Origin of the sequence: Bradyrhizobium xenonodulans (assembly GCF_027594865.1) — a bacterium.
In the GTDB taxonomy this organism is placed as follows: Bacteria; Pseudomonadota; Alphaproteobacteria; order Rhizobiales; family Xanthobacteraceae; genus Bradyrhizobium; species Bradyrhizobium xenonodulans.
Window position 1 is genome coordinate 7700126 of the sequence record NZ_CP089391.1, and the last position, 13364, is coordinate 7713489.

Sequence of the window (13364 nt, forward strand, 5' to 3'; positions counted from 1 at the left end):
GGAGAATGACGATGCGTGATCGCCTCTCCCGTCTCACAATCTTCGGCGCGAGCCTCGCGTTCGCGCTCTCCGTCTCCGCCGCCCACCCACGGGCCGAGAGCGTGTCCCCTGGACAACCCAACCAGGCCTGCGGATCGCCGTCACCAATCGACGATGGCTGGAAGATCACCTCGCCCGACAGTGTCGGCATGGATGGCGCGCAGCTTTGCACCATCGCCGCGCGGCTCGGGCAGCGGTCAACCGCGGTCCATTCGGTCGTCGTCGTCAGGCATGGCAAGCTCGTCTTCGAGCAGTATTTTGCTGGCTACGACCAGCCCTGGGGACAGGCGGATGGCCAATACGAATTCACCGCAACGACGAAGCACGACATGCGCTCGGCATCCAAGAGCGTGACCTCACTGCTGATTGGAATTGCGATCGACCGCAAGCTCATCGCCGGCGTCGATGAGCCCGTTCTGAAATTCTTTCCCGACTACACAGCAGTGAAGCAGCCGGGATGGGACGCCGTCACGCTCCGCCATCTGCTGACGATGTCATCCGGCATCACATGGGACGAGGCGCGAGCCTGGACCGATCCTAAAAACGATGAGCCGCATCTCGTCACCGAGCCGGATCCGCTCGGCTATGTGTTATCGCGACCAGTCGCAGCACCGCCGGATACGCTATGGACCTATAATGGCGGCGGCACGGAGCTACTCGGCAACATCGTCGAGCGCGTCTCGGGAAAGCCGCTGGAGGCGTTCGCGCGCGAGGCGCTGTTTCAGCCGCTCGACATCACTGATGTCGAATGGAAGCCCTACAAGAACGGCAAGATCGCGGCGGCCTCGGGCCTGCGCTTGCGGCCGCGTGATGCGGCCAAGATCGGCCAGCTTGTGCTCAACCGCGGCCAGTGGAACGGCCGGCAGATCGTCTCGGCCGACTGGATCGCGCAATCGATCACGCCGCGCTTCCAGGCAGTCGGCTATTTCGGCGGCACGCTGTTTTATGGCTATCAATGGTGGATTGGACGCTCGCTGGTCGGCGACAAGGAGATCAAATGGATCGGCGCCTTCGGCTGGGGCGGCCAACGCATCTTCGTCGTGCCGGAGCTTGATCTCGTCATGATGACCACAGCCGCGCAGTACGGCCAGCCAAAGGAAGGCCTGGCCGCCATCGATATCCTCTCCAATATCGTCATTCCATCCGTGCGCGACGCGCATTGATACCAAGGGAAGCAAACATGAGCCTGAAATACACGGTCGGCGATCTCACCATCCATCGTGTCATCGAGCAGGAAGCCCCGTTCTTCCCGGCGCTGGAGTTCATTCCCGGCCTGACGCCGGAAGTTCTGGCCGAAAACCGGGCGTGGATGCGCGAGGCCAAGGCGCTGGACGACCAGGACACCCTGATCCTCTGCTTCCAGTCCTATGTGGTGAAGACGCCGCATCACACCATCCTGATCGACAGCTGCATCGGCAACGACAAGCCGCGTCCGCAGCGGCCGAAATGGCACATGAAAACCGACGACACCTATCTGCGCGGGCTCAACGCTGCCGGCGTCTCGGTGGACGACATCGACTTTGTCATGTGCACGCATCTGCATGTCGATCACGTCGGCTGGAACACCCGGCTTGAGAACGGCCGCTGGGTGCCGACCTTCCCTAAGGCGCGTTACGTCTTTGCCAGGCAGGAATTCGACTACTGGACCGCGCAGAACGCGAAGGCCGAGGTGCCGCCCTTCGCCGACAGCGTGCTGCCGGTGGTCGAGGCGGGGCGCCACGAGCTCGTCGGCAACGACCACCAGATTGGCGATCACATTCGCATCCTGCCGACACCTGGCCACACGCCGGGTCATGTCGCCTTCACCATCGGACGCGGCAAGGACGATGCGGTGTTCTCCGGCGATCTGATCCACTCACCGTTGCAGACGCACTATCCGGAGCTGTCGATGAAGTTCGACGTCGATCAGGCGCAAGCCGCAAAGACGCGCCGCAGCTTTTTGGAACGCTATTGCGACACCGACACGCTGTGCTGCACCGCGCATTTTCCTTCGCCGTCGGTGGGAAAGATCCGGCGCAAGGGCAGCGGGTTCGTGTGTGCGTCGGTTTAAGGAAGTGCCGTAGGGTGGGCAAAGCGAAGCGTGCCCACCATTCCGGACGCGTTGCGAAGAGTTGGTGGGCACGGTGCGCGAAGTGCGCACCTTTGCCCACCCTACGATTCCGCCCGAGTGGAGAGAAAAGATGACAACGCTCCCCGACATTCCCCTGCCCGCCGGCATCCGCTCGCGCACCGTCGACGGCATCAACGGCTTGCGCATGCATGTGCTGGAAGCCGGCTTCGAAACCAAGGGGCGGCCCTGCATCCTGTTGTTGCACGGCTTTCCCGAGCTTGCCTTCTCCTGGCGCAAGGTGATGCCAGCGCTCAGCGCGGCCGGCTATCACGTGATCGCGCCGGACCAGCGCGGCTATGGCCGCACCACGGGATGGACTGCCGATTACGACGGCGATCTCACGCCGTTCTCGCTTCTCAACCTGGTGCGCGACGCGCTCGCTTTGGTGTCGGCGTTCGGCTACAGGCAGGTCGATCTGGTCGGGCATGATTTCGGTAGCCCGGTCGCGGCGTGGTGCGCGCTGATCCGGCCCGACGTGTTTCGCTCGGTGGCGCTGATGAGCGCACCGTTCGGCGGCGCGCCAACTCTGCCCTTCAACACGGTTGATGCGCCGGCCAAGCCAGCTGCAGAGGACCCCGTGCATCGCGAGCTCGCCGCGCTGCCGCGCCCGCGAAAACACTATCAATGGTACTATGCGACACGCCCTGCCAACGCCGACATGCAGCACGCGCCGCAGGGCGTGCATGATTTCCTGCGCGCCTATTACCATCACAAGAGCGCGGACTGGACCGACAACAGGCCTTATCCGCTGACATCGTGGTCGGCGGGTGAGCTCGCAAAACTGCCGACCTACTACGTGATGGACCTGCACGAGACGATGGCGGAGACAGTTGCGAAAGAGATGCCCTCGCCCGCCGCGATCGCCGCCAACCAATGGCTGCCTGACAGCGACCTTGCCTATTACAGCGCCGAATACGGCCGCACCGGATTCCAGGGCGGGCTGCAATGGTATCGCTACGGCACGTCGGGCATGCTCAACAGCGAGATGCAGCTGTTTGCGGGCCGCAGCATCGACGTGCCCTCCTGCTTCATCTCGGGCAAGCAGGATTGGGGCACCTATCAGCGCCCCGGCGTGTTCGAGGCGATGCAGGGACGCGGATGCACGAAGATGCTCGGCTGCCATCTCGTCGACGGCGCCGGCCATTGGGTGCAGCAGGAGCAGCCGGCCGAGGTCGGCCGGCTCCTGCTCGATTTCCTGATGAAGGCCCGCGCCGCCTGATTTGACCCGGGAACTGCGGCGGCCTATATAGTTTAGAATAATTCTAAACTATTGGAACAGGGCCGTCGTGAAGACTTTTGCCGATCTGACCGAGCGCGAGGTGCTTGCGGTCGCGATTGCCTCCGAGGAGGAGGACAGTCGCATCTACATGAGCTTTGCCGAGGACCTCCGCGAGCGTTACCCGGACACGGCAAAAATATTCGAGGAGATGGCCGAGGAGGAACGCGGCCACCGGCATCGCTTGCTCAAGCTCTACGAAGAGCGCTTCGGCCAGCACCTGCCGCCGATCCGCCGCGAGGACGTCAAAGGCTTTCTCCGCCGCCGTCCGATCTGGCTGACCAAGAATCTGCCGCTCGACACGATCCGCAAGGAGGTCGAGACCATGGAACTCGAGGCCGAGCGGTTCTACGCGCGCGCCGCCGAGCAGGCCGAGGATGTCGGCGTGCGCCGCCTGCTCGGTGATCTCGCCGAAGAGGAGAAGCAACATGAGAACCGCGCCGTCGCGCTGACCGACGAGATCCTCAAGCCCGACGTGCGCGCCGAGGAAGACCGCACGCGGCGGCGGATGTTCGTGCTGCAATATGTGCAGCCGGGCCTCGCAGGCCTGATGGACGGATCGGTCTCGACGCTGGCGCCGCTGTTCGCGGCCGCCTTCGCCACGCACCAGAACTGGCAGGCGTTCCTGGTCGGCCTTGCCGCCTCGATCGGCGCCGGCATCAGCATGGGCTTTGCCGAGGCGCTGTCCGACGACGGATTGCTCAGCGGGCGCGGCTCGCCATGGCTGCGCGGCATCACCTGCGGCGTGATGACGACGCTCGGCGGGCTCGGCCACACCCTGCCGTATCTCGTGCCCGACAGCTGGGCCAATGCATTCTGGATCGCGACGGGAATCGCCGGCGTGGTCGTGTTCTTCGAATTGTGGGCAATCGCCTTCATCCGCGCGCGCTACATGGACACGCCGTTCTTGCAGGCGGTGTTCCAGATCGTGCTCGGCGGCGCCATCGTGCTGGCGGTGGGGATATTGATCGGGGCGGCGTAGCGGCCGCCCTCGAGGTCATCGCCTAAAGCGCGATGAGATCACGATGAATCGTCATCGCGCTTTAGGTTGTTGTTTGAGCATGATCTTTTCGGAAAACCGCTTCGCACTTTTCCGGATCATGCTCTAGAACGCGCCCGCCAGCTCCCGCGCGCCGGCATTGTTGCTGTTCGAGTCCATCCGCGTATCCGTCACCGCGAGCAGCTTGGCCACCGTGTTGTGGCGGATCGCGACCGGGTTGCGCTCATAGCCGCCGCGCTGGAAGAAGTTCGAGGTCGGCACCTGCTCGCGCATCGCTTGCGGCATCGTCACCATGTCGAGCCCGGTGCCGTCGCCGGTGAGGTTCATCATCTCGAGCTCGGCCGCGGTGAGCGGACGGCTGTAGCCCTTGGTGCGGGCGAACAGCACGGACGTCAGCAGCTTGTGGGTCTGCAGCATCGGGCCGATATCGATGTCGAGCACCATCGCATGCATGGCCCAGCCTTGCGCGGTGTTGCCGATCTTCTCGTGCTCCGACCAGGTGTCGGGCACCGCCTTCGCATGCGCGACCATCTTCTTGAGCACACCGAGCTTGTGTTCGAGCGCCTGACGCGCCGGGCCCGAGGTCCGCGCCACCTTCTCCGAAAGCGCACGAATGAGCTCGTGGCCCTGCTCGGCCAGCAGCTCGACGCTGTTGGTGGTCAGGAGCTGGTTGTAGCCCATCGCGGTCGAGATCGCGCGCTTGCCGCCATGCTCGATGCCCGCCTGCACGTCGTAGCTGCCGGTGCCGCCGGTCTCGAACGAGTAGACCCGCACCGCCTGCTCGCGCGTCAGGCCATTTGCCAGCGCGTAGCGCGCATAGGCGCGCTTGAACTCGACCTCGCTGGAGGGCCGCTGCGGTGTGAACTGGTAGAGCTCCTGCGCCGCGCGCAGCAGATCGGCGACCACGGGGATCGGCTTTTTGGTCGGGCGCTCCGGCGTTTCCTCCGGCTCCGGATTCACCGGCCGCTTCGGACCGTTGTAGAGCGGCGGATGCTCGAGCACGTAGTCATCAAGCGTGATCTGCTGTCCGCCGCGCCGCTTGGCGTTGCGGCCTTTCCGCTTCTCCGAGATCTGGCTCCAATAGGCGCCGGCCTCGGCGTCGAAGGCGGCGCGCGCCGCCTGGTATTCCGCGAGCTTGCGGCGATATTCGAGCACGGCCGGCGAGGCGCCACCTTGCGCAAAGAACTGCGACAGCAGCTGGGCCTTGGCATCGCGGACGGCAGGCGGCAACGCATCGGCTTCGCCGCCGCGTGCGGCGGGCGTGAGCAGAACGAGCGCGAATGGAACCAGCGCGAGGCTATGTCGAATCGAATGATGCATGCTGCCGTCTTAGCAGGCATCCGGTAACCGTCACGTTAACGCGCCGTTTACCATCATTATTTCCAGGCGAACACCGGCTGTTCCAGCTCGGTGACGCGGGTGTGCCGTCCCGCCAGCACCTCGCGGAACTGGTAGATCAGCGCCGCCGTCGGCGCGTGGATCAGGCTCATCTGGTGATGGAAGCGGATCACGCGGCGCGTGCTTTCGGGAATTGCGGTGAAATCGAACGCCTCCTCGCGCTCGATCGTGTCGAGCGCGATCCGATGGACGGATGCGACCTCCTCGGGGTTGGGCCGGATCGCGCCACTATCGGCGGCCCAGACCACGACCGGCGTGATCAGATAGCCCGAACGGGTCGGATAATCGTCGAGCGTGCCGAGCACCTCCGCGCTCGTGAGACGAAGGCCCAGCTCCTCCTCGAGCTCGCGCAGCGCCGCCTCGACCGGCGTCTCGCCGGCATCGCAGCGTCCGCCCGGCAGGGCCCATTGGCCGCGGTGGGCGCGCAGATGCGATGCGCGCAATGTGAGCAGGAACGCGGTGTCATCGCCTTCGCGTGCCGCGGTCAGCGTGACCGCCACGGCAGCGCGCTTCAGCGCCGATGACGCGTCATCCTCCGGCAGGCGCGTGAAGGCCGCGCAGGCGCCTGCGATATTCCGCCGTGTGGCATCGTCGAACGGTCTCATCATGCTTGACTACACCACGTCCGGCCCCGATGAAATGAAATCGCAAGGCCCGCACAGCAACGGACGACGACATGACCAACAAGGCCGCCGCAAGGCTCAAATCAGACGGCTGGAGCGTCCTGGAGACCACGGGCTTCATGCACCTGATCGGCCCGCTGTGGGAGCGCGAGGTCGACGGCCAGTACGAATTCGCGCTCGCCACCGAGGACAAGCATCACAACCGCCGCGGCATGGTCCAGGGCGGCGTGATGATGACATTCGCGGACCGCACCTGCGGCATGACCGCCCGCTACGTCTCCGGCAAGGAGTTCATGGCGACGGTGCAGCTCGACACCCATTTCGTCGAAGCCGGCAAGATCGGCGACATCCTGATCTCCCGCCCCCGCGTGGTGCGCTCGACCCGCAGCCTGATCTTCATGAGCACCGAGGTGACGGTGGATGATCGCTGTATCGTGATGGCGAACGGCGTGTTCAAGATCTTGAAGGGGCCGGCGTAGCTTCGCGCTCTGCTGTCATTCCCCGCCTTGTGCGCAAGTGCGCACAAGGCGGACGATGACAGCGGAGGACGCATCTCTGGATTGCTTCGCTGCGCTCGCAATGACCGCAGTAGCTGGCTATGCTGGCGTCTCCGATAGCGTTGAGGAAACAGCCCATGCAGTACCGCCAGCTCGGCCGCAGCGGCCTGAAAGTATCGCCGATCTGTCTGGGCAGCATGATGTTCGGCGGGCCGACCGATGAGGCCGCATCGAAGCGGATCATCGACAAGGCGCATGGGGCCGGAATCAACTTCATCGACACCGCGGACGCCTATTCGAAAGGCGCCTCCGAAGAGGTCGTCGGCCGCGCCATCGCCGGCAACCGCCACGCCTGGGTGCTCGCGACGAAGCTTGCAAACCCCATGGGTAACGATCCCAATCGCGTCGGCCTGTCGCGGCGCTGGGTGCTGCAGGCCGCCGACGAGAGCCTGAAACGGCTCGGCACCGACCACATCGACATCTATTATCTGCACAAGGAAGACCATGCGACGCCGCTGGAGGAGACGGTGCGCGCGATGGGCGATCTGATCCGTGCGGGCAAGGTGCGCTATTTCGGCGTCTCAAACTACCGCGCCTGGCGCGTCGCCGAAATCTGCAACATCTGCGACCGGCTCGGCATCGACCGACCGGTGGTGAGCCAGCCTTATTACAACGCCATGAACCGCATGCCCGAGGTCGAGCATTTTCCGGCCTGCTCTTACTACGGCCTTGGCATCGTGCCCTATAGCCCGCTGGCGCGCGGCGTGCTCACCGGCAAGTACAAGCCGGATGCCGCCCCGGACAAGGAGACGCGCGCGGGCCGCAACGACACCCGCATGATGCAGACCGAATGGCGGCCGGAATCGCTCAAGCTCGCCCAGGAGATCAAGACTCACGCCGAGAAGAAAGGCATCACCGCCGGCCAGTTCGCCGTCGCCTGGGTGCTGAACTCCGCCTTCGTCTCCTCGATCGTCGCAGGTCCCCGCACCGAGGAGCAGTGGGACGGCTACATCAGCGCGCCCGACTATCGCTTCACCGCCGATGACGAAGCGCTGATCGACCGGCTGGTCGTGCCGGGCCATCCCTCGACGCCGGGCTACAACGACCCGGCCTATCCGATCGAAGGACGCCGCGCGCGGACGATTTGAGAGGGAGACGACGATGCCTCACGAAGACCGCTACGGCCTGCCGCTCTCCACTTTTTCAGACGAGGCGGCCTCCGCCTATCGCGAGGGCGTCGACCTCATGCTCGCGGGCTGGACCCGCACGGCGGAGACGCTGGAACGCGCGATCGCGGCCGACCCGGATTTCGCGCTTCCGCACATTGCCCGCGCCCGCGTGCATGCGTTCTACCAGCAGGGCGATCTCGCACGAAGCAAGGCGGCGATGGCGCGCGAGCTCGTCGCCAGGCGCGGCACCGAGCGCGAGCGCTCCCATGTCGAGACGCTGGCGCTGGCCATCGAGGGCCGGCTCCCCGAAGCGACCGCATCGACGCTGAAGCACGTCGAGGCCTGGCCACGCGATGCCGTCGTGCTGTCGCTGCCGCTCGGCGCCTTCGGCCTGTTCGCCTTCTCAGGCATGGCCGATCACGACCGCGCGCGGCATGAGCTGTGCGAGCGCATCGCGCAGCATTATGGCGAGGACTGGTGGTTCCTCACCATGTCCGGCTGGGCCATGACCGAGAACGGCGACGTCGCGCGCGGCCGCGCCGTCACCGAGCGCGGTTTTGACCTGCGCCGGGCGAACGCGCATGCCGCCCACGCCGTGCTGCATGCGATGTTCGAGGACGGCTCGATCGAAGCGGCCGACCGCCTCGTCGACGAATGGATTCCGACCTACGACCGCGCAGGGATTCTGCACGGCCATATCCGCTGGCATCAGGCGCTCGGCGCCCTCGAGCATGGCGATGCGGCGCGGGCGCTTGCGATCTATGCCGACGTGCTCCAGCCTTCCGCCACGCAGGCGCCGCCGCTCAACGTCGTCACCGACGCCGCCTCGCTGCTCTGGCGCCTGTCGGCGTACGGCCACGCGGTCCCGAAGGCGCTCTGGCTCGATGCCGACGCTGCCGCGCAAAAGCTGTTTCCGAAATCGAGCCTGGCCTTCGCCGACGTTCACATGGCGCTGTTCGCGGCGGCGACGCAAAACCGCGAGGCGCTGGCCGCGCGGCTTGCCGTGATCGAGCAGCGGCTCGGCGACGGCAAGCTGCCGGCCGGCCCCGTGGTGCCGGCGATCTGCCGCGCGCTCGCAGCCTTTGCCGATGAGGATTACGCCTCATGCGTGCAAACGCTGGCGCCTGTCCTCGAGGAGGTGGTGCGCATCGGCGGCAGCCACGCCCAGCGCGAGCTGATCGAGGACACTTTTATCGTTGCCCTGATGCGCGGCGGCGAGTTGCCGCGCGCCCGCACCTTGCTCGATGCCCGTCTGCACCGCCGACCCTCCCTTCGCGATACGCGCTGGCAGGCGACGACGGCCTGAGGCAGGATGAGGAAAACAGACGGGAGGATGCCCATGACCGAGATCGTTGCGCTGGAGGCGCTGGTCGCGCGCATTGCGCCGAGGCAATCGCTGGCCATTCCCGTCGACAGCTCCGGCGTCGCGATGGCGGCGACCGCGGCGCTGTTAGAGGCCGGTATCCGTGATCTCGGCCTGATCTGCGTGCCGGTCTCCGGCCTCCAGGCCGATCTCCTGATCGGCGCCGGCGCCATCGCCTCGCTCGAAACCAGCGCGGTGTCGCTGGGCGAGGCCGGCGCCGCGCCACGCTTCGTATCGGGCGTCAAGAGCGGTGCCTTCACGTTACGCGACTCCACCTGTCCCGCGATCTTCGCCGGCCTGCTCGCCGCGCAGAAGGGCGTGCCGTTCATGCCGATCGCCGGCATCATCGGCAGCGATCTCCTCAACGTGCGGCCGGACTGGCGGGTGATCGACAGCCCGGTCGGCGAGGCGCGCAAGGTGGTCGTGGTGCCCGCGATCTCGCCTGACGTCGCGCTGTTTCATGCGCCCGAGGCCGACCGCGCCGGCAATGTCCGCATCGGCCGCCACCGCGAGCTCGCCAACCTCGCCTATGCCGCCAAGCGCACGCTGGTCACCGTGGAACGCATCGTCGACCGCAATCTGCTGGACACGGAAGACTCGGCCGCCGGCGTGCTGCCCTCGCTCTATGTCGACACCATCGCAGTCGCCGCGCGCGGCGCCTGGCCGCTGGCGCTGTGGGACGAATATCCGGCCGACGAAGCCGAGGTCGCACGCTATGCGGCGATGGCACGCAGCGAGGACGGCTTTCGCGCCTATCTCTCGGCTTTCCTGTCGCATCGCAAGCAGGCGGCCTGATGTCGACTGAGCGCGAACGGCGCGAAATCCTGATCGCCACCATTGCCGACCTGCTCGATGGCATCCGTCACGTCGCGGTCGGCGCGTCATCGCCGATCCCCGCGGCAGGCGCGATGCTGCTGCGCGCGCGCAACGAACGCGACGGCAAGCCGCCGGTGCGCATCTCGATCCTGGGATCGCAGAAGCATAATTTCTTCACCAATGGCGGCATCGAGCTGTTCGACTGCGCGGCGCAAGGCCGGGTCGACGCCTTCTTTCTCGGCGGCGGCCAGATCGACGGCGAAGGCAACATCAACCTGGTCGGCACCGGCGATTATCCCACCAGCAGCGTGCGCTGGCCCGGCTCGTTCGGTTCAGCCTATCTCTATCATCTCATTCCGCGCGTGATCCTGTTTCGCGAGGAGCACACCCCGCGCGTGCTGGTGCCGAAGGCCGATTTCGTCAGCGCGCGGGCGATCACGCCGGACGTCCCACGGCGGGGCGGACCGCATGCGCTCCTGACCAACATGGCGCTGTTCGACTTCAATCGTGAGGTGGGCGGCTTCTCCCTGCGCTCGGTCCACCCGCCCTTCACCCCGGCCGACATCCGGGACAATACCGGCTTCGACTATGCCGAGCCGGAGGCGGTGCGCGAAACGCAACGGCCCGACGCCGCGACCCTGGCGCTGCTGCGCGGCAAAGTTCTCGACGAACTCGCTGAGACTTACCCGGCATTTGCGCGGACCATGAAGCAGGCCGCGTAATGCTCGGCTCTGCCACGAAAAAAACATCGGCCTGGCAGCAAGTGCCTGCTAGGACGGGATGGGCGATCGGGGGCTAATCGCCGATGGGTGGTGCGGTGGTATTCCAGGCGGGCTTGGCGAAGCAAACGGGATCGCAACCAATTTGCGGTTCGATGGTTATTGGACGGACCTTTTCCGTGGCCCCCTGGCACGCGAGCCCCAAGATGCGCCTCCGCCGACCGGTTCTGGCTGCAACCCTCATTGCTCTCGCAAGTCCTTGTTTTGCCGAGACTTCCGCCCCGATCCCGGTCAACAATCCGCCCCAGCAAAATGCCTTCATCGACCTGCTGGCGCTGATGTCCGGCCGCTGCAAGACGCTGAAGGTCGCCGGGCGCACCTACGCCTGCAAGACGGTGGCCTACGCCCATGGCGACAAGGGCCGGGTCAATTTCGCGGTCGCCGTCGACGATCCCTCAGACGCGAACCACGTCGTGTCGTTCTCGGGCGAGAACGGCAAGCGCGCCGACGACAATTCCTACGAGCTGCCGATCGACCGCATGCTGCTCAATTCCAAGGACCGGCCCAAGATCGACGGCCTGCCGGTGCCGGCCGAGCAAGCCTCCACCGGCATCTGCCGCCAGACCGGCAATTTCGCCGCCAGGAAGGTGAACGACGTCACCTGCTCGGCGACCGACAGCGAGGGCCGCAGCTACGAGCTGCTGTTCGTCTCCGACGGCAAGCCGGTCAGCGTCCGCCGCATCCGGCAATCCTCGCCGTCGATCCAGGACCCGTTCAAGTAGCGGCATCGCTCACGCGAACGCCTTCTCCAGCGTCGCGAAGATCACCGCGAGCGATTTGTCGTGACGGGTCACCGGCGGTACCGGCCGATCGACCTTCATGAGCTGATAGACCGCCATCTGCGCGGCGCGCACCGAATATTCGACGGTGAACACGACGTCATCCGGGATCTCGACGAACTGGCTGACGAAGGCGAGATTGATCGCGTTCTTCGGCACCGGCAGCGGCCGGTCGGTTGCCGTGCGCGGCATGAACATGCTGGTGATGTAGGGCATGCGGCAGGGAATGCAGGTCGCATCCTCGAACACGGCGGCATCGAAATTCAGGTGGCCGCAGAGCTCCTTCAGGATATCGGCACCGCCGCACTCCGATATCGGCTTCGGCACGAAATTGCCGACGCGGTCCGGATGGAGCGCGTAGCCCCAGAACACCTGCACGTCCTTCGGCTGGCCCGTGAAATGCGGCTGGTGATACAGCACGACCGACATCAGCCAGTTGGAATCCTTGAACGTGACGAGTCCGCCGGTACCGGCCCTGTTGCCGGAGAACGCTTCCATCTGGTCGAAGAAGCGCGGGTCGCGGCAGGTGACGGTGAAGGACAGCCAGTACGATTCGGGAATCGAGGCGTTGAACGCCGCCGGATTGCCGAATTCGGGACGTCCCTTTGCGATGCTTTCCCAGAGCGCCCAGCCCCGGCTGTCTTTCTTGGTCAGGCGCGGAGCCGGCTCCGTCATGGAGCCGAGGCTCGACGCGTCGGTCATCGAGCCGTTCTGGAAGAACACGAGATCGCCATCCTCGAGCCGGACGTTGGCGGTGCGGCCATCGCGGTCGAGCGTGAGCTGGCGCACGCGCACACGCCCGCCCTCGTCTTCGATCATCATGTCGGTGACACCCGTGCCGCGCACGAACTGCACGCCCTGCCGCTTCAGCCAGTCGGCAAGCGGCCGCACGATCGCGTCATACTGATTGTAGACGGTGCGCTTGACGCCGGCGAGGGTCTCGATGCGCGGGAATTCGTTCATGAAGCGGTGCAGATAACGCTTCAGCTCGACCGCGCTGTGCCAGGGCTGGAAGGCGAAGGTGGTCTGCCACATGTACCAGAAATTGGATTCGAAGAATTTTGGCGACAGCCAGTCGGTGATGCGGCTGTTGCCGAGCGTCTCCTCCGAGGCCTCGGTGAGCCGCAGCAGCTCCAGCCGGTCGCGCGCGGAGAAGCCCATATGCGAGACGTCGACCTTGAAGCGGTTGCGATCGACCAGCCGCGCCTTCGAATGCGCGGGGTTTTCAAGATTGAACGCGATGGTCTCTTCGCGCACGCTCAGACCAGGACGTTCGAGCGAGGGGATGGTCGAGAGCAGATCCCAGGTGCATTCGTAGTGATCGGTGGTGAGCATGCGCCCGCCGCGCAGCGAATAGGCGCCGTTTGCGAGCAGCGCGCCGTCGAGGCTGCCGCCGACCAGCGGCTGCGCCTCGTAGATCACGATGTCGCGCCCCGGCAGCTTTGCGTCGCGGATCAGGAACGCCGCGCCGGCGAGCGATCCAACGCCGCCGCCGATGAAATACGCCTTCATGTC

Annotated in this window: 13 protein-coding genes; 10 read left to right on the plus strand and 3 right to left on the minus strand. The window is 65.5% G+C overall.

Going from position 1 to position 13364, the window contains the following annotated elements; all coding sequences use genetic code 11:
• The first annotated feature begins 11 nt into the window (after nucleotides 1-11).
• From I3J27_RS36330 to mbfA, 4 genes are all read left to right on the plus strand, one after another.
• On the plus strand, nucleotides 12-1202 hold the full coding sequence (locus I3J27_RS36330; protein ID WP_270163608.1) for a serine hydrolase domain-containing protein: 1191 nt from the start codon (nucleotides 12-14) through the stop codon (nucleotides 1200-1202).
• 17 nt (nucleotides 1203-1219) lie between these two features.
• Nucleotides 1220-2089, plus strand: coding sequence for an MBL fold metallo-hydrolase (locus tag I3J27_RS36335; protein ID WP_270163609.1), 870 nt, complete (start codon nucleotides 1220-1222; stop codon nucleotides 2087-2089).
• 130 nt (nucleotides 2090-2219) lie between these two features.
• A complete protein-coding gene (locus I3J27_RS36340; RefSeq protein ID WP_270163610.1) occupies nucleotides 2220-3368 on the plus strand; it encodes an alpha/beta hydrolase in 1149 nt (382 codons plus the stop codon).
• Nucleotides 3369-3435: 67 nt separating this feature from the next.
• The gene (mbfA, locus tag I3J27_RS36345) at nucleotides 3436-4407 is read left to right on the plus strand and encodes an iron exporter MbfA (RefSeq protein WP_270163611.1); all 972 of its coding nucleotides are present in this window, start codon (nucleotides 3436-3438) and stop codon (nucleotides 4405-4407) included.
• A gap of 123 nt (nucleotides 4408-4530) precedes the next feature.
• Here mbfA and I3J27_RS36350 read toward each other — a convergent pair whose 3' ends face one another.
• On the minus strand, nucleotides 4531-5745 hold the full coding sequence (locus I3J27_RS36350) for a hypothetical protein (protein ID WP_270163612.1): 1215 nt from the start codon (nucleotides 5743-5745) through the stop codon (nucleotides 4531-4533).
• 56 nt (nucleotides 5746-5801) lie between these two features.
• Complete coding sequence (locus I3J27_RS36355; RefSeq protein ID WP_270163613.1) at nucleotides 5802-6431, minus strand: NUDIX hydrolase; 630 nt, start codon at nucleotides 6429-6431, stop codon at nucleotides 5802-5804.
• A 68-nt stretch (nucleotides 6432-6499) separates the two neighbouring features.
• Here I3J27_RS36355 and I3J27_RS36360 point away from each other — a divergent pair, with 68 nt between their 5' ends.
• The 6 genes from I3J27_RS36360 (at nucleotide 6500) to I3J27_RS36385 (ending at nucleotide 11792) form a co-directional block, all read left to right on the plus strand.
• Nucleotides 6500-6925: a PaaI family thioesterase gene (locus I3J27_RS36360; RefSeq protein WP_270163615.1), complete on the plus strand. Its 426-nt coding sequence runs from the start codon at nucleotides 6500-6502 to the stop codon at nucleotides 6923-6925.
• A 155-nt stretch (nucleotides 6926-7080) separates the two neighbouring features.
• The gene (locus I3J27_RS36365) at nucleotides 7081-8091 is read left to right on the plus strand and encodes an aldo/keto reductase (RefSeq protein WP_270163616.1); all 1011 of its coding nucleotides are present in this window, start codon (nucleotides 7081-7083) and stop codon (nucleotides 8089-8091) included.
• Nucleotides 8092-8104: 13 nt separating this feature from the next.
• Nucleotides 8105-9418 carry a tetratricopeptide repeat protein gene (locus I3J27_RS36370; RefSeq protein ID WP_270163617.1) on the plus strand — a complete coding sequence of 438 codons (1314 nt, stop codon included), beginning with the start codon at nucleotides 8105-8107 and terminating at the stop codon, nucleotides 9416-9418.
• A gap of 33 nt (nucleotides 9419-9451) precedes the next feature.
• Entirely contained in the window at nucleotides 9452-10270 is an 819-nt protein-coding gene (locus tag I3J27_RS36375) for a CoA transferase subunit A (protein ID WP_270163618.1), read from the plus strand.
• Nucleotides 10270-11013, plus strand: coding sequence for a CoA-transferase (locus I3J27_RS36380; RefSeq protein ID WP_270163619.1), 744 nt, complete (start codon nucleotides 10270-10272; stop codon nucleotides 11011-11013). Before I3J27_RS36375 ends, I3J27_RS36380 begins: the two co-directional genes overlap by 1 nt.
• 203 nt (nucleotides 11014-11216) lie before the next feature.
• The gene (locus I3J27_RS36385) at nucleotides 11217-11792 is read left to right on the plus strand and encodes a hypothetical protein (protein WP_270163620.1); all 576 of its coding nucleotides are present in this window, start codon (nucleotides 11217-11219) and stop codon (nucleotides 11790-11792) included.
• 9 nt (nucleotides 11793-11801) lie between these two features.
• Here the strand turns inward: I3J27_RS36385 and I3J27_RS36390 are convergent, their stop codons facing one another.
• Nucleotides 11802-13361, minus strand: a complete 1560-nt coding sequence (locus tag I3J27_RS36390; protein ID WP_270163621.1) for an oleate hydratase — start codon at nucleotides 13359-13361, stop codon at nucleotides 11802-11804.
• Between the last annotated feature and the right edge of the window lie 3 nt (nucleotides 13362-13364).